We start from the raw sequence: 15,775 nt of genomic DNA on the forward strand, positions 1-15,775 counted from the left end.
AGACCCCTGAAGGGGTGAAGAGTCCCGATTCACCCGCCCCGGAGGGCGGGAGCCTGCCCATCCTGGGGCATGCGCATCGACGATCCCTGGCACGACACACTCGCCTCCGGCCGGGGCGAGGGGGACGGCGGTCTCCCGGCGCCCGGACCGGGCGTCGAGACCGCTCGGACACGGTCGAACGGCGGCGCGGGGAGCCACGCGGACGCCCGTGCGGCGGCCCGGACCGCCGCCCGCCTGGCCGTCCACCGCAGCGCCGCCTTCGAGGAGATGCGTCGTCGCCACCGCCGCTTCGTCCTTCCGGCCGCCGGATGCCTCCTGCTCGGTCACCTGGCGTACGCGGTCGCGTCCGTCGCCGCTCCCGGTCTGATGGCCCGCGCGCCGGGCGGCGGTCCGCTCACGGTCGGAACGCTCGCCGCGCTCGCACAACCCGTGATCGCCCTCGTGGTGGTCCGGGCCTACCTGGGGCACGCGCGGCTGCACCGGGACGGGACGGCGCTCGAGCTGCGCTGGTACGCCCAGGACCTGGCGCGCTCGGCCGACCGCCGGGCTTCCGGCGCCCCGGGGGCGCGGGAGCCCGGGGAGCCGGTCCGATGACCGTCGTCCCACCGCTCCCGGCGCTCCTGCTGCTGTGCGCGTCGGCCGTCGCCGTCCTGGTGCTCGCGCGCCGCACGGGCGTCGGCCGCCACGGCACCCTGGAGGAGTACCAGACGGGTGGGCGGCTGCTCTCTCCGGCGGAGAACGGTCTGGCCGCGGCCGGGGAACACCCCTCGGCCGCGGTCCTCCTCCCCCTCGCCGGGGCGGCCGCGCTCGGCGGCCCGGCGGGACCGCTCTGCGCCGCCGCCCTTCTCTCCGCCTGGCCGTTGGTCCTGCTCCTCGTCGCCGAGGCCGTCCGCAACTGCGGCCGGTTCACCCTCGCCGACGTGGTCGTGCTCCGGTTCGGGCAACGGTCGGTCCGCACCGCCGCGGGCGTGGTGTCCGTCGCGGTCTCGGTGCTCTGTGTGGCCGCCCAGACGGCCGGTGCGATCGCCCTGGTGGGGCTGCTCACGGTCGGCGCGGAACCCGAGGGGCCGGTGCTCTGCGTCGCCGCCGGCGCGGGGGCGCTGGTGGTGCTCCGGGGGGTGTACGGCGGCATGCGCACGACCACGCGCATCCTGACCGCGGTGACCGTCCCGCTCCTGGTGGGCGTCTGCGCGCTCGCCGTGTTCGCGCCGCCGTGGACCGGTACCGGCCCGGACGCGTCGGTCGGGTCGGCGGCCGTGGCGGCGGCCGGGTCGGGCGACGGGGACGTCCTCTCCCTCTTCCCGGGCCACGACGGCGGCGGGGCCGGGAAGGCGGATCTCGTGGCCCTCGGACTGGCGCTCGTCCTGGGCGCCGCCGGACTGCCCCACGTCCTGGCCCGGCTCACCGCCGTTCCCACCGCCCGGGCCGCCCGCCGCTCGGCGGTGTGGTCGGCCGGGACGGTCGGGCTGCTCTGCCCGGCCGCGGTGGTGCTCGGCCTCGGCGCGGCGGCCGCCGGTGTCACGGGCGGTGCGGCGGGGCCGGTGGGGAACGGTCCGGCCGCACCCGGGAACGCGGCCGTCCCGCTGCTGGTCGCCGAGGCGGGTGGCGGTGTGGGGGCGGCCGGGGGAGCCGTGCTGCCCGCGGCGGTCGTCGTGGTCTGCCTCACCGCCACCGCGGCCGCCGTGGCGGGCACCGCGCTCGCCTCCGCCGCCTCCGTCGTCCGCGACCTGCGCCTCCCCGTCTCGACGGGCGCCCGGTCCTCCCTCGCCCGCCGTCGTCGCGGCCCCGGGGCCGGTTTCGGCGGCGGACGGTCCGGGAGCGAGGTCCCGGCCGCTCGGGCCGCTGCCATGGGCGTCACCGCGGCGGGCGTCGCCGCGGGAGCGCTCCTGGGGGAGGCGGGCCCCGTCCTCGTCCTCGGCTCGGCCCTCGCGGTGGCCGCCTCCACCAACCTCCCCGTGCTGCTGTACACGCTCTTCTGGCGTCGTTTCACCGCGCGCGGCGCCCGGTGGGCCCTCCACGGCGGGCTCGTCTCCGCCGTCGGGCTCACGATCCTCTCCCCGCTCGTCTCCGGCCATCCGCAGGCCCTCCTGCCCGAGCTGGACCTCGCCGTCTTCCCCCTGTGCAACCCGGCTCCGGTCTCGGTCCCGATCGGGTTCCTCGCGGGACTGTCGGGGACGTTGCTCTCCCGCCGGGAGGCGGCCGGCGCGGTCGGTCACGCCGAGACGGAGGTACGGGCGTTGACGGGGACGGGCGCGGTGTGACGGAACCCGCCCCGCCCCGCCCGCCGCGCGGCGGGGCGCTCAGAGCGGGACGACCGCCGTGACCGTCATCCGGGGTTGGGCGACGGGCTCGACACCGCAGCCGGCGGCCACGGGCGGCACGTCGGAGTTCTCGGCGACCGTCACGCGCCAGGCACGGCCGTCGCGGTGCGTGACGTCGACGGCCCACACCGGAGCGGTGCCACCGGTGTCCGCGACCGTCAGGGCGTCGGCGTCCGTTTCGCCCGTCAGCTCGCGGACGGCCAGCTCGGCGGCCTGGCCGGGGCGCTCCCAGGCCGACCGGCCGCGGCAGCCTTCCACGACCACCCGTCCCCGACGCGCCTCCTCCAGCACGGCCTTGGCGGCGTGGCCGCTCAGCCTGCCGTACACATGGCCGTGGGGCAGGACCAGCAGCGTGGGGGCGAAACGGTGGCCGCCGAGGTGGCTGACCTCCCACACCTCACCGGCGCCGGAGGCGTGGAGTTCGGCGGCGAGCGGACGACCGAGCAGGGCGCAGCAGCGGTCACGTTTGCCGTTGGTGCACACCAGGACCAGCGGGGCGCCGTCGTACGGCTCCCACAGACCGCCGTGGTCTCCCGCGCCGAGGGCGGCCATGGCGGCCGCGTCGAGGTCCCACAGCTCGTCGAGGCCGTCGAGGAGACCGGCGCGCACCCAGGAGCGGTTCGGGAGAGTGTGGGCGAGGTAGACCCGACGGCGCTCCCGGTCGGTCCCGGTGGCCCGGTGCCCGTCGGGGCGACGGCCGGGGCGCCGGATCAGCGCCACGCGCACTCCGGTGCCCTTGGCGGCCCGCTGCAGCGCGGTGCCGAGCGCGGGATCGAGCCGGCTCTCGGTCAGAGCCTTCGCCCCCCACGGGCCGGCCTGCTCGACCAGCAGCCAGGTGCGTGCCGTCGAGGCCGTGGCCAGGAGCGGTTCGGCCAGCGCGTACGAGGTGGTCGAGCAGCTGTTCACACGGGCGAGCCTAACTCCCGCCGCTCCCCGCGGTCTCCCGCCGCGCTGCCGGGGAGGGGCGGGGCGGGACCGGGGCGTCGACTACGATCGTCAGCCGTTCCGGCACGGCCGGAACCGCACGACGTACACCCGCACGCCGCACGACGGAGGCGCGAGCTTGGCCACGAAGCGGATCCCGGTCCTCGTCCTCGCCGGATTCCTGGGCGCGGGGAAGACCACCCTGCTCAACCACCTGCTGGCGCACAGCGGCGGCACCCGCATCGGTGTGGTCGTCAACGACTTCGGCAGCATCGAGATCGACGCCATGACGGTGGCCGGACAGGTCGACTCGATGGTCTCCCTGGGCAACGGCTGCCTGTGCTGTGCCGTGGACACCGGCGACCTGGACGAGATGCTGGGCAGGTTGGCGCGGCCGTCGGCGGGTATCGACGTCATCGTGGTGGAGGCCAGCGGCCTGGCCGAACCGGCGACCCTGGTGAGGATGATCCTCGCCGGCGAGGAGGAGAACGTCGTCTACGGCGGGCTGGTGGAGGTCGTCGACGCCGCCGAGTTCGAGGCCACCCGGGCCAGGCACCCGGAGATCGACCGCCATCTGGGGATCGCCGACCTGGTGGTGCTCAACAAGGCGGACCGGGTCGGCGACGCCGAGCGGGCCGCGCTGACGGACGAACTGCGGCGGCTGTGCCGGGGCGCCCCCGTCGTCCCCGCCGTCCACGGGCGCGTCGATCCCGAGCTGCTGTTCGACCGGCAGGAGCGGAGGGACGACGGGAACGGCTTCCGGCAGCTCTCCCTCGAGGACGTGTGGGCCGAGGTGCGGGAGGCCGAACACGGCCGCGGCGACGGCGGGCACGACGGACATCCGCACACCGCTTACCAGAGCGTGGAGTTCACCACGGACGAGCCCATGGACCCGCGGCGGCTCATGGACTTCCTCGACGGCAGGCCCGACGGCCTGTACCGGATCAAGGGCTTCGTGCACTTCGGGGTGCCCGGCCACCGGGAGAGGTTCGGGGTACACGCCGTCGGCCGCTTCCTGCGCTTCGACCCCGGTCCGTGGGGGCCCGGGGAGCCGCGCCTGACCCGGCTGGTGCTGATCGGTTCCGGCATCGACGCGGAGGCCGTGCGGAAGGAACTGGCGTCCTGCACGGCGGCCGGCGCGCCCGAGGACGCCGGCCCCGACAGCATGTGGGGAGTCCTGCGCTACGTGTGGAGCAGCGGGGACGTCGGTGACACGGCCTGGGACCCCCTTCCGTGAGCGCGTCCTGCCCACGGACACCACCGCGTCGAGCGGTCGCTCGACTTCCGGTCGAAAGGGCCCGACTCGCCGCGTGAACGACCGCGGCGAGTCGGGCCCTTCCGTCACACCGGCCCGGCGACCACCGAGACGGGCTTGGCCAGCGGAGTCCCCGAGCCGTCACGGCGCGGATCGGGCTCCGGCAACTCGACCGGCGAGCCCTTGGCGTCCGCCGCGCGGGCGGGGGCGGCGCCCGCCCAGGCGAAGACGAGACAGTCCTCGCCCTTGAGGAAGCGCTGGCAGCGGACCCCGCCCGTGGCCCGGCCCTTGCGCGGATACTGGTCGAACGGTGTCAGTTTGGCCGTGCCCGGTGCGTCCACCAGCGTGCCGCGCGAGCCCGCGACGGTGAACACCGCGGCGTCGGAGGCCGGGTCGACGGCGGTGAAGGAGATCACCTTCGCGCCCTGGCCGAGTTTGACGCCCGCCACGCCGCCCGCCGGGCGGCCCTGCGGCCTCACCTGCCCGGCCGGGAAGCGCAACAACTGGGCCTCGTCGGTGACGAAGACCAGGTCCTCCTCGCCGGTGCGCAGCTCCACCGCCCCCACGATCCGGTCGCCCTCCTTGAGGGTGATGACCTCCAACTCGTCCTTGTTGGCCGGGTAGTCGGGCGTCACCCGTTTGACCACGCCCTGTTCGGTGCCGAGCGCCAGCCCCGGCGACGACTCGTCCAAAGTGGCCAGGCAGAGCAGTTCCTCGCCCTCCCGCAGGGAGAGGAACTCCGTGTACCGCGCGCCGCCCGCCAGGTTCGGCGGGGAGTTCTCCGGCAGCTGCGGCAGGTCGATGACGGACAACCGCAGCAGACGCCCCGCGGAGGTCACCGCTCCCACCTCGCCCCGCGCCGTGGCCGGAACGGCCGAGACGACCACGTCGTGCTTGCGGCGCTTGGCGTCGGCGTCGAAGACCGGATCGCCGCTCGCGGTGCGGGCCAGCAGCCCCGTGGAGGACAGCAGCACCCGGCACGGGTCGTCCGCGACCTGGAGCGGTACGGCCGCCACCGGAACGTCCGCCGAGGACAGCAACCGGGTGCGGCGCGGGGTGCCGTACTTCTTGGCGACGACGGCCAGTTCGGAGGAGACCAGCTTCCGCAGCTCGGCGTCGGACTCCAGGATGCGCGTCAGCTCCTCGATCTCGGCCTTGAGCCGGTCGCGCTCCTCCTCCAGCTCCAGGCGGTCGAACTTCGTCAACCGGCGCAGCGGTGTGTCGAGGATGTACTGCGTCTGGATCTCGGAGAGCCCGAAGCGCTCGATCAGCCGCTCCTTGGCCTGCGCGGCGTTCTCGCTGGACCGAATGATGCGGATGACCTCGTCGATGTCGATCAGCGCCACCAACAGGCCCTCGACCAGGTGCAGCCTGTCCCGCCGCTTGCCGCGCCGGAACTCGCTGCGCCGCCGGACCACCTCGAAGCGGTGGTCGACGTAGACCTCCAGCAGCTCCTTCAGGCCCAGCGTCAGGGGCTGTCCGTCGACCAGGGCCACGTTGTTGATGCCGAAGGACTCCTCCATCGGCGTCAGCTTGTAGAGCTGCTCCAGCACGGCCTCGGGGTTGAAGCCGTTCTTGATCTCGACGACCAGGCGCAGCCCGTGCTCGCGGTCGGTGAGGTCCTTGACGTCGGCGATGCCCTGCACCTTCTTGCCGTTGACCAGGTCCTTGATCTTGGAGATGACCTTCTCCGGGCCGACGTTGAAGGGCAGTTCGGTGACGACCAGGCCCTTGCGTCGCGCGGTCACGTTCTCCACGGAGACCGTGGCGCGGACCTTGAAGGTGCCGCGACCCTTGGCGTAGGCGTCCCTGATGCCCTCCAGACCGACGATCCGACCGCCGGTGGGCAGGTCGGGACCCGGCACGAAGCGCATCAGCGTCTCCAGGTCCGCGCCGGGGTGCTTGATCAGGTGCCGGGCGGCGGCGATCACCTCGCCCAGATTGTGCGGGGGCATGTTGGTGGCCATGCCGACCGCGATGCCCGAAGCGCCGTTGACCAGCAGGTTCGGGTAGGCGGACGGCAGTACGGCGGGCTCGGACTCGCTGCCGTCGTAGTTGGGCACGAAGTCGACGGTGTCCTCGTCGATCGACTCCACCATCAGGCCGGCCGCCGGAGTCGAGCGGCACTCGGTGTAGCGCATCGCCGCCGGCGGGTCGTCGTTGCCCAGGGAGCCGAAGTTGCCGTGCCCGTCCACCAGCGGCAGCCGCATCGAGAACGGCTGCGCCATGCGGACCAGCGCGTCGTAGATGGCGCTGTCACCGTGCGGGTGGAGCTTGCCCATCACCTCGCCGACGACGCGCGCGCACTTGACGAACGAGCGCTCGGGCCGCAGTCCCATCTCGTGCATCTGGTACAGGATCCGCCGGTGCACCGGCTTGAGGCCGTCGCGCGCGTCGGGCAGGGCGCGCGAGTAGATCACCGAGTAGGCGTACTCCAGGAAGGAGCCCTGCATCTCGTCGACGACGTCGATGTCGAGGATGCGTTCCTCGAACTCTCCCCCCGAGGGCGGGGTCTTCGTGCTGCGGCGGGCCATCGCGGCTGCGACTCCTTCGGTGCTACGGGTCGGTATTTCGTTCGGTGCTCGGGCGTTCCGGCTCGTCGGCGCGGGTGGGTGGTGCCCGCGCGCCCTTACGGAGGGCGGCGAACGAACGGTGCCCATTGTGGACCTCGGCTCTGACAGCCGGGTCCCCGCCCCGAACCGTACGGGAACTTCGCGCTTTGTCCGGTCGCTTGCATACAGTGACCACACACGCGTTGTGAGGACGCGCCCGCGATCGCGATCGAAGGGACTCCCTGCCCATGGCTCACACGGCCTCGCCCCCGCCCACCGCGGGTGGCCTGACAGCGACCGAACACCGCCTGACCAACGGCCTGCGCGTGGTGCTCTCCGAGGACCACCAGACGCCGGTGGCCGCGGTGTGCCTGTGGTACGACGTCGGATCGCGCCACGAGGTCGAGGGTCGGACCGGGCTGGCGCACCTCTTCGAGCACCTGATGTTCCAGGGGTCGGCCCAGGTGAAGGGGAACGGCCACTTCGAACTGGTGCAGGGCGCCGGGGGCTCGCTCAACGGCACCACCAGCTTCGAGCGCACCAACTACTTCGAGACGATGCCCGCCCACCAGCTGGAACTGGCGCTGTGGCTGGAGGCCGACCGCATGGGGTCGCTGCTGGCCGCCCTGGACGAGGAGTCCATGGAGAACCAGCGCGACGTGGTGAAGAACGAGCGCCGCCAGCGGTACGACAACGTGCCCTACGGAACGGCCTTCGAGCGGCTGACGGCGATGGTCTACCCCGAGGGGCACCCGTACCACCACACCCCGATCGGCTCCATGGCGGACCTGGACGCGGCCACCCTGGAGGACGCCCGGGACTTCTTCCGCACCTACTACGCGCCGAACAACGCCGTGCTGGCGGTGGTCGGCGACATCGACCCCGAACGGACGCTCGCCTGGATCGAGCGGTACTTCGGATCCATCCCCTCCCACGACGGCAAGCGGCCGCCGCGCGACGGCACCCTGCCGGACGTCATCGGCGAGGAGATCAGGCAGACCCTCCACGAGGAGGTGCCCTCCCGCGCCCTGATGGCCGCCTACCGGCTGCCGCACGACGGCACCCGCGAGGCCGACGCCGCCGACCTGGCGCTGACGGTGCTCGGCGGTGGCGAGTCCTCCCGCCTCCACAACCGGCTGGTCCGCCGTGACCGCACCGCCGTCACCGCCGGCTTCGGCATGTTGCGGCTGGCGGGCGCGCCCTCGATGGGCTGGCTGGACGTGAAGACCTCCGGCGACGCGGAGATCGCCGCCATCGAGACCGCCGTCGACGAGGAGTTGGCCCGCTTCGCCGCCGAGGGGCCCACCCCCGAGGAGATGGAGCGCGCCCAGGCCCTGCTGGAGCGCGAGTGGCTGGACCGGCTGGCCACGGTCGGTGGTCGCGCCGACGAGCTGTGCCGTTACGCCGTGCTCTTCGGCGACCCCCAGCTCGCCCTGACCGCCGTGGAGCGGGTGCTCCAGGTCACCGCCGACGAGGTGCGCGAGGTGGCCGCCGCCCGCCTGCGCCCCGACAACCGCGCGGTGCTGGTCTACGAGCCCACGCAGGGGACCGCGCCGGACACCGCGGCCGAGATGGCCGACGGTGCCACCGTCTCCGACACCGCCGCCCACGACGATCAGGAGGCCGCTCAGTGAGCGACGCCACTGCCCAGCCCGCCACCGACCAGCCCCGAAACGGCGTCTCGATGGAGTTCCACCCCCAACCCCGCGGCGGCGAGCCCAGGCCGTGGGCGTTCCCGGCCCCCGAGCGCGGTGAGCTGCCCAACGGGCTGACCGTGCTGCGCTGTCACCGTCCCGGTCAGAAGGTCGTGGCCGTCGAGGTCAACCTCGCGGCACCGCTGGACGCCGAGCCCCGGGCCCAGGAGGGCGTGGCCGCGATCATGGCCCGGGCGCTGAGCGAGGGCACCGACCGGCACAGCGCCGAGGAGTTCGCCGCCGAGCTGGAGCGCTGTGGCGCCACCCTGGACGCGCACGCCGACCACCCCGGGCTGCGGGTCTCCCTGGAGGTCCCGGCCTCCCGGCTGACCCGGGCGCTCGGCCTGCTCACCGACGCGCTGCGCGCCCCCGCCTTCGCGACGGGCGAGATCGAGCGGCTGGTGCGCAACCGCCTGGACGAGATCCCGCACGAGCTGGCCAATCCCGCCCGCCGGGCGGCCATCGCGCTCTCCGCGGAGCTGTTCCCGTCCGACTCGCGGCTCTCCCGCCCCCGGCAGGGCGCGCGGGAGACGATCGAGCGCGTCGACGCCGCCGCGGTGCGCGCCTTCTACGAGGCGCATGTGCGTCCTTCGACGGCCACCGTCGTGATCGTGGGCGATTTCACGGGCATCGACCTGGACAAGGCGCTCGCCGACACCCTCGGTGGCTGGTCGGGCACCGAGGCCGGCCCCCGGCCCATGCCGCCGATCACCGCGGACGACACCGGCCGGGTGATCGTCGTGGACCGGCCCGGGGCGGTGCAGACGCAGTTGCTCGTCGGCCGGGTCGGCCCGGACCGCCACGATCGCGTCTGGCCCGCTCAGGTACTGGGGACCTACTGCCTGGGCGGCACCCTGACCTCCCGCCTGGACCGGGTGCTGCGCGAGGAGAAGGGCTACACCTACGGGGTGCGGGCGTACGCGCAGGTGCTGCGCTCCTCCTCGGAGGGCACCGGCGCGTCCCTGCTGGTGATCAACGGATCGGTGGCCACCGATGTGACGGGGCCCGCACTGGAGGACCTGTGGCGGGTGCTGCGCACCCTCGCGGAGGAGGGGCTCACCGACGCCGAGCGCGACACGGCCGTGCAGAACCTGGTGGGCGTCGCTCCGCTGCGGTACGAGACGGCGGCCGCCGTCGCGGGGACTCTGGCCGACCAGGTGGAGCAGCACCTGCCGGACGACTACCAGGCGCGGCTGTACGCCCGTCTCGCCGAGACGGGGACCGTGGAGGCCACGGCCGCGGCGGTGGCGGCCTTCCCGGCGGACCGTCTGGTGACGGTCCTGGTGGGAGACGCGTCACAGATCGCCGATCCGGTGCGGGAGCTGGGCATCGGAGAGGTGACCGTCGTCACGGACTAGCGGCCGTCGGCCGCCCCCGGTCGATCCCAACAGCGAAGGCCCTTGGTGTGGTTGTCACATCAAGGGCCTTCCTTATGTCCGCTTTGAGGCCATTCAGGGCGAGGTCCCTGTGGCATGAGCTACAAACGACCGGATTTGCTTGCTAGCTCAAATTTGTCCGTTTAGCGTCGATCTCGTTGCTCGTCAGAAGCGACCGCGGACCGCGGCCGACGGCAACCATCGCCGAATCCCCGTCGAGGGGAGCCGGGGACCCACCCTTCCGCGAGGGATGCGGAAGGAGGCCCTCTTCCGAGGCATCCGGGGTGAATCGGGCCTGCCCGCCCGTAGGAGACCTTCCTGCTCCGAACCCGTCAGCTAACCCGGTAGGCGACACGGAAGGAAAGGAGCACGCCGCTCATGGCGTTCACCCGTGCCACCGCGCAGCTCACCGAGAAGCTGAACGACACGCTGACCCGGGCCACCGGGAAGCTCACCGAGACCACCGAGGCCCTCGTCGAGAAGCACCGCCACGCCGGTCGGGCCACCCGTGCCCGCGTCGGCCTCGCCGGCGCCGCCGCCCTCGCCGCCACCGGTGTGGTCGGCGCCGTCGCCACCCCCGCCATCGCCGCCCCCGAGGGAGGCTCCGGCACCTACGCCCTGGGCTTCGTCCAGGCCGCCGCCTCCGGCGACACGATCGCCGACGAGATCAAGGCGCAGGCGCAGGCCCAGCAGCGCGTCGCCGACGCCGCGCGCAAGGCCGCAGAAGCCGAGAAGGCCGCAGAAGCCGAGAAGGCCGCCGAGGCGGAGAAGGCCGCCGAGGAGCGCGCCGCCAAGGCAGCCAAGGCCGAGAAGGCCGCCGAGGAGCGCGCCGCCAAGGCCGCCGACGACCGCGCCGAGCGCTCCGCGGAGCGTCGTTCCGCCTCCGGGTACGTCGACCCGGTCGCGGGCGTGGACACCACCACCACCTACAAGCAGGCCGGTTCCTCCTGGTCCTCCGGCAAGCACAGCGGCATCGACTTCCCGGCCAACACCGGCACCGCCGTGCGGTCCGTGGGCCCGGGCACCGTGGTGACCGTCGGCTGGGGCGGCGCGTACGGCAACCAGATCGTCATCCGCCACGACGACGGCAAGTACACCCAGTACGCCCACCTGTCGGCCACGAAGGTCTCGCCCGGCCAGAAGGTCGACGGCGGTCAGCGGATCGGCTCGGTCGGTTCCACCGGCAACAGCACCGGACCGCACCTGCACTTCGAGGCCCGCACCGGCGCGTACTACGGCTCGGACTTCAACCCCATCACCTACCTGGCCTCCAAGGGCGTCGACGTGTGACGCACGCCCCTCGGGCGGGAATCCGGCCGCGCGTCCCCTCCGGGGGGCGCGCGGCCGTGTGTTTCACGCCTCTTTCCGATGGGGCATCGGAAAACCCGTGCCGGTGGAATACAGTTCCACTCTGCGGAACTTCGGAAAACGGAGACGACGGCGGAGGTCCTGCCATGCGCATTTCCGCGCACATGGTGTGCACTGCGGTCCGCGACGACATCGTCTCCGGGGTGTTTCCGCCCGGCGCGCGCCTGACCGAGGAACTCCTCGCCCGACGCTACGGCGTCTCCCGCGTCCCGGTGCGCGAGGCTCTGCGGACCCTTGAGTCGGAGGGTTTCGTCACCTCGCGCCGCCATGTCGGCGCATGCGTCGCCGTGCCCACCGAGCAGGAGGCCGTCGACCTGCTCGACATCCGCGCCCGCCTGGAACCGCTGGGCACCGCCCGGGCCGCCCGGCGCCGCACCGAGGCCCAGTTGAGGGTGTTGCGGGGGCTGGTCCGCCTGGGGCGACAGCGCGTCACGCGCGGCCAGTTCTCCGACCTCGGGGCGTTGGAGGAGTGGTACCACGAGACGCTGGCCCAGGCGTCCGGCAGTCCCACCCTGGCCTCGCTGCTCACCCAGCTCCGCCGCAAGATCACCTGGGTCTACGCGGCGGAGCCCCCGGTGCGGGCGGCCGCCGTCTGGCAGGAGCACGGTGCCATCGTGGACGCGGTCGCACGCGGAGACGCGGAACGGGCACACGCCCTGGCGAGCGAGCACGTGGAGCGCTCGATCGCCGTCCGTCGGGAACAGAGGCCGGTGGCCGCCCGTACCGGGCACCGAAGAAACGCCGTGAGGAACGCGAAACACGCGGTAAACACGGCGCGCGACACCCCGTAACAGACAGCGTATAGACATGGGGAACGCGCCGGGAATGCGTTCGAGGAATTCCGGGGGCGGTGGGGGGCGACGGAGAAAGCAATGGAGCTCACAATCCGTCGCCATCACCCCCGTCTTGTCGGTTGAATTGCCGGGGAAGCCCGGCCGGCCGGGAATCGGGCGGCGGGCGGGCGGAAAACAGACGGCGATCAGACGGAGCCGGGGAGTTCGTCGAGCCCCTCGGAGACCAGCTTCGCCAGCCGCTCCAGGGCCTCCTCCGCGCCTTCCGCGTCCGAGGCCAGCACGATCTCGTCGCCGCCCGCCACGCCCAGCCCCAGCACCGACAGCATCGACGCGGCGTTCACCGGGTCGCCGTCGGGCCGGCCCACGGTGACGGGGAGGCCGGAGGCGGTCACGGCACGGACGAAGATCGCGGCGGGACGGGCGTGCAGGCCCTCGGGCCAGCCGACGGTGACGCGGCGCTCGGTCATGGTGCTGTCCTTCGGATCGGATCGCTTCGGTCGGTCGGGGCTGGTGCGGTCGGCGCCGCTCCGTCCGGGCCGCGACGGGCGGACCGGGCGGACCGGACCGACCGGGCGGGACCGGGCTCGGTCCAAACTCCCGATCAGCTTCGCACAGGCGGTGGGCCCCGGCCCGGAGCCGGTGCGCGTCCGCTCCGGAGCCCCCCGGCCCCCGGGTGACTAGGCTGGCCCCATGCGGACCCCGAGCGAGCCTGCCTACCCCGCCCACTGGGAAGCCGACGTGGTGCTGCGCGACGGCGGCACGGCCCGGATCCGCCCCATCACCCCCGATGACGCCGATCGTCTCGTCAGGTTCTACGAACAGGTCTCCGACCAGTCGAAGTACTACCGGTTCTTCGCGCCCTACCCCCGGCTCTCCGCCCGTGACGTGCGACGCTTCACCCACCACGACTACGTCGACCGGGTGGGGCTGGCGGCCGTCGTCGGCGACGAGTTCATCGCGACCGTCCGCTACGACCGCATCGACGCCTCCGGCCGTTCCGCCTCGGGCTCCGCCGACGAGGCCGAGGTCGCCTTCCTCGTCCGGGACGACCACCAGGGCCGAGGGGTCGGTTCGGCCCTGTTGGAACACATCGCCGCCTGTGCCCGCGAACGCGGGGTGCGGCGCTTCGTCGCCGAGGTGCTGCCCGCCAACACCAAGATGGTCAAGGTGTTCACGGACGCGGGCTACTCCCAGAAGCGCACCTTCGAGGACGGCGCGGTCCACCTGACCTTCGGCATCGAGCCCACCGAGCAGTCCCTGGCCGTGATGCGGGCCCGCGAACAGCGCGCCGAGGCCCGTTCCGTGCAGCGGCTGCTGTCCCCGGGAACGGTCGCCGTCATCGGTGTCAGCCGCGCCCCGCGCGGCGCCGGGCGCACCGTCCTGGCCGGTCTGCGCGAGGCGGGCTTCACCGGACGCGTCCACGCCGTCAACCGGGCCTTCGAGGCGGAGCGCACCGAGGTCGACTCGGTCCCCGCCCACCGCTCGGTGCGGGAGATTCCCGAGCCCGTCGACCTCGCCGTCGTCGCCGTCCCCGCCGGCGAGGTGTCGGGCGTGGTGGCCGAGTGCGGCGAGCGGGGCGTGCGGGGGCTGGTCGTCCTCTCCGCCGACATCGGCCGCGACGAGCAGCGCGCCCTGGTCCGCCAGGCCCGCTACCACGGGATGCGCATCATCGGTCCCAACGCCTTCGGGGTGATCAACACCGCCCCCGACGTACGGCTCAACGCCACGCTCTCACCCGAGACGCCCGAGCGCGGACGCATCGGTCTGTTCACCCAGTCGGGCGCCATCGGCATCTCGGTGCTCGCCGCACTGCACCGCCGCGGACGCGGGCTCGGTGGGGTCTCCAGCTTCGTCTCCGCCGGTGACCGCGCCGACGTCTCCGGCAACGACGTCCTCCAGTACTGGGACGACGACCCCGACACCGACGTCGTGCTGATGTACCTGGAGTCCTTCGGCAATCCCAGGAAGTTCAACCGGCTGGCCCGGCGCACCGCCGCCCGCAAGCCGATCGTCGTGGTCAAGGGCGCCCGGCACAACGCCAGCGCCCCGCCGCCGGGCCACGCCGTCCCCGTCGGACGCACCCCCGACGCCGCGGTCTCCTCGCTGCTGAGGCAGGCCGGGGTCATCCGCGTCGACACCGTCACCGAACTCGTCGACGTCGGGGCGCTGCTGGCCGCCCAGCCGCTGCCCGCGGGCCCCCGTGTGGGCATCCTCGGCAACGCCGAGTCGCTCTGTCTGCTCACCTACGACGCCTGTCTCGCCCGCGGCCTGCGTCCGCAGCCCGTCACCGACCTGACCACCGAGGCCACGACCGAGGACTTCCGCCGCGCCCTGCGCGCCACCCTCGCCGACCCGGCCACCGACGCCGTGGTGGTCACCGCGATCCCCTGGGTGGACGGCGTCCAGGACACCGGAAGCGCCGAGGAGTTGGCCGAGGCGCTGCGTGAGGCGGCCGGCGGCACCGGCACCGGCACGGACGGCGCCGACGGCGTCCACGAGGGGGAGGACGGCGGTCGCCCGGCCAAACCGGTGGTCGTCGTCCACCTGGCCATCGAGGGTCTGGACGCCGCGCTCGCCGAGCGCGGTCTGCCCGCCTACCCCGCCCCCGAGCGCGCCGTGGACGCCCTCTCCGAGGCGGTCCGCTACGCACGGTGGCGGCGCGAGGCGCGCAGTCCGGGCCGGGTTCCCGAGTACGACGACATCGACGAGCAGGGCGCCGCCGCCCTCCTGGAGGGCGTCCGCGGACGCCTCCCGCGGAGCGAGGGCGACACGCGGCGCAGCGAACCCCTGAACCCCGGCGAGACGGCCGACCTGCTGGGGCACTACGGCATCGCGGTGCGGCCCGTCCTGCCCGCCCCCGACGCGGATGCCGCCGTGGCCGCCGCGGAGCGGCTGGGCTACCCCGTGGCGCTCAAGACCACCGCCCCCCACCTGCGTCACCGCGCCGACCTGGGCGGGGTACGGCTGGACCTCGCCGACGAGAGCGGACTGCGGCACGCCTACACCGAGCTGACCGAACGGCTGGGCGTCCCCGCGGAGCTGCGGCCCGTCGTCCAGGCCATGGCGCCGCGCGGCGTGGACACCGTGGTGCGGGCTACGGCCGACCCCGTGATCGGCGCGGTGCTCTCCTTCGGGCTGGCCGGGCCCCCGTCGGAGCTGCTGGACGACACCGCGCACCGGCTCGTCCCCGTCACCGACCGGGACGCCGCCGAACTGGTCCGCTCCATCCGTTCCGCTCCCGTGCTGTTCGGCTGGCGCGGTGCCCAGCCGGTGGACACCGCCGCCCTGGAGGAGCTGCTGCTGCGGCTCTCCCGGCTGGTCGACGACCACCCCGAGATCACCGCGGTGGACCTGGAACCGGTGGTCGTCGCCTCCCGCGGACTGACCGTCCTGGACGCCGGAGTCCGCGTCGCCGGGCCGCGGGCCGCCGCCGCGTCGGGGTATCCGCCGTGGGCCGACCTCGGCCCGCGGCGCCTGCCCGCGTACTGACC

The 15,775-nt window shown here is 73.7% G+C and carries 11 protein-coding genes and 1 riboswitch; of the genes, 8 read left to right on the plus strand and 3 right to left on the minus strand.

Annotated elements, in window-relative coordinates:
* The first annotated feature begins 69 nt into the window (after positions 1 to 69).
* The gene (locus F0L17_RS20025; protein ID WP_155072132.1) at positions 70 to 594 is read left to right on the plus strand and encodes a DUF485 domain-containing protein; all 525 of its coding nucleotides are present in this window, start codon (positions 70 to 72) and stop codon (positions 592 to 594) included.
* The gene (locus F0L17_RS20030) at positions 591 to 2,261 is read left to right on the plus strand and encodes a sodium:solute symporter family transporter (protein ID WP_155072133.1); all 1,671 of its coding nucleotides are present in this window, start codon (positions 591 to 593) and stop codon (positions 2,259 to 2,261) included. The genes F0L17_RS20025 and F0L17_RS20030 overlap by 4 nt, the downstream gene beginning before the upstream one ends.
* A gap of 39 nt (positions 2,262 to 2,300) precedes the next feature.
* On the opposite strand, the gene F0L17_RS20035 is transcribed toward F0L17_RS20030, so the two are convergent.
* Positions 2,301 to 3,227 carry a sucrase ferredoxin gene (locus tag F0L17_RS20035; RefSeq protein ID WP_162466471.1) on the minus strand — a complete coding sequence of 309 codons (927 nt, stop codon included), beginning with the start codon at positions 3,225 to 3,227 and terminating at the stop codon, positions 2,301 to 2,303.
* A gap of 157 nt (positions 3,228 to 3,384) precedes the next feature.
* Between F0L17_RS20035 and F0L17_RS20040 the strand changes: the two genes are divergently transcribed.
* The gene (locus tag F0L17_RS20040) at positions 3,385 to 4,482 is read left to right on the plus strand and encodes a CobW family GTP-binding protein (protein WP_155072134.1); all 1,098 of its coding nucleotides are present in this window, start codon (positions 3,385 to 3,387) and stop codon (positions 4,480 to 4,482) included.
* Positions 4,483 to 4,586: 104 nt separating this feature from the next.
* On the opposite strand, the gene F0L17_RS20045 is transcribed toward F0L17_RS20040, so the two are convergent.
* Positions 4,587 to 7,034 carry a DNA gyrase/topoisomerase IV subunit A gene (locus F0L17_RS20045; protein WP_155072135.1) on the minus strand — a complete coding sequence of 816 codons (2,448 nt, stop codon included), beginning with the start codon at positions 7,032 to 7,034 and terminating at the stop codon, positions 4,587 to 4,589.
* A gap of 266 nt (positions 7,035 to 7,300) precedes the next feature.
* Here F0L17_RS20045 and F0L17_RS20050 point away from each other — a divergent pair, with 266 nt between their 5' ends.
* From F0L17_RS20050 to F0L17_RS20065, 4 genes are all read left to right on the plus strand, one after another.
* Complete coding sequence (locus F0L17_RS20050) at positions 7,301 to 8,686, plus strand: M16 family metallopeptidase (RefSeq protein ID WP_155072136.1); 1,386 nt, start codon at positions 7,301 to 7,303, stop codon at positions 8,684 to 8,686.
* A gap of 50 nt (positions 8,687 to 8,736) precedes the next feature.
* Entirely contained in the window at positions 8,737 to 10,104 is a 1,368-nt protein-coding gene (locus F0L17_RS20055) for a M16 family metallopeptidase (RefSeq protein ID WP_155073914.1), read from the plus strand.
* Positions 10,105 to 10,314: 210 nt separating this feature from the next.
* Positions 10,315 to 10,488: riboswitch (cyclic di-AMP (ydaO/yuaA leader) on the plus strand.
* Positions 10,489 to 10,500: 12 nt separating this feature from the next.
* Positions 10,501 to 11,412 (plus strand): M23 family metallopeptidase, encoded by a 912-nt coding sequence (locus tag F0L17_RS28100; RefSeq protein WP_155072137.1) that lies wholly within the window; start codon positions 10,501 to 10,503, stop codon positions 11,410 to 11,412.
* Between the two features lie 164 nt (positions 11,413 to 11,576).
* The gene (locus F0L17_RS20065; RefSeq protein WP_155072138.1) at positions 11,577 to 12,281 is read left to right on the plus strand and encodes a GntR family transcriptional regulator; all 705 of its coding nucleotides are present in this window, start codon (positions 11,577 to 11,579) and stop codon (positions 12,279 to 12,281) included.
* Positions 12,282 to 12,469: 188 nt separating this feature from the next.
* Here the strand turns inward: F0L17_RS20065 and F0L17_RS20070 are convergent, their stop codons facing one another.
* Positions 12,470 to 12,751, minus strand: coding sequence for an HPr family phosphocarrier protein (locus tag F0L17_RS20070; protein WP_155072139.1), 282 nt, complete (start codon positions 12,749 to 12,751; stop codon positions 12,470 to 12,472).
* 223 nt (positions 12,752 to 12,974) lie between these two features.
* Between F0L17_RS20070 and F0L17_RS20075 the strand changes: the two genes are divergently transcribed.
* Positions 12,975 to 15,773 carry a bifunctional acetate--CoA ligase family protein/GNAT family N-acetyltransferase gene (locus F0L17_RS20075; RefSeq protein ID WP_155072140.1) on the plus strand — a complete coding sequence of 933 codons (2,799 nt, stop codon included), beginning with the start codon at positions 12,975 to 12,977 and terminating at the stop codon, positions 15,771 to 15,773.
* Positions 15,774 to 15,775: the final 2 nt, after the last annotated feature.

The organism is Streptomyces taklimakanensis (assembly GCF_009709575.1).
Classification (GTDB): domain Bacteria; phylum Actinomycetota; class Actinomycetes; order Streptomycetales; family Streptomycetaceae; genus Streptomyces; species Streptomyces taklimakanensis.

Bases quoted from the DNA above. Each gene is read 5' to 3' on its own strand.
- F0L17_RS20025 (WP_155072132.1), top strand. From the start codon at position 70: ATGCGCATCGACGATCCCTGGCACGACACACTCGCCTCCGGCCGGGGC.
- F0L17_RS20030 (WP_155072133.1), top strand. From the start codon at position 591: ATGACCGTCGTCCCACCGCTCCCGGCGCTCCTGCTGCTGTGCGCGTCG.
- F0L17_RS20045 (WP_155072135.1), bottom strand. From the start codon at position 7,034: ATGGCCCGCCGCAGCACGAAGACCCCGCCCTCGGGGGGAGAGTTCGAG.
- F0L17_RS20050 (WP_155072136.1), top strand. From the start codon at position 7,301: ATGGCTCACACGGCCTCGCCCCCGCCCACCGCGGGTGGCCTGACAGCG.
- F0L17_RS20055 (WP_155073914.1), top strand. From the start codon at position 8,737: ATGGAGTTCCACCCCCAACCCCGCGGCGGCGAGCCCAGGCCGTGGGCG.
- F0L17_RS28100 (WP_155072137.1), top strand. From the start codon at position 10,501: ATGGCGTTCACCCGTGCCACCGCGCAGCTCACCGAGAAGCTGAACGAC.
- F0L17_RS20065 (WP_155072138.1), top strand. From the start codon at position 11,577: ATGCGCATTTCCGCGCACATGGTGTGCACTGCGGTCCGCGACGACATC.
- F0L17_RS20070 (WP_155072139.1), bottom strand. From the start codon at position 12,751: ATGACCGAGCGCCGCGTCACCGTCGGCTGGCCCGAGGGCCTGCACGCC.
- F0L17_RS20075 (WP_155072140.1), top strand. From the start codon at position 12,975: ATGCGGACCCCGAGCGAGCCTGCCTACCCCGCCCACTGGGAAGCCGAC.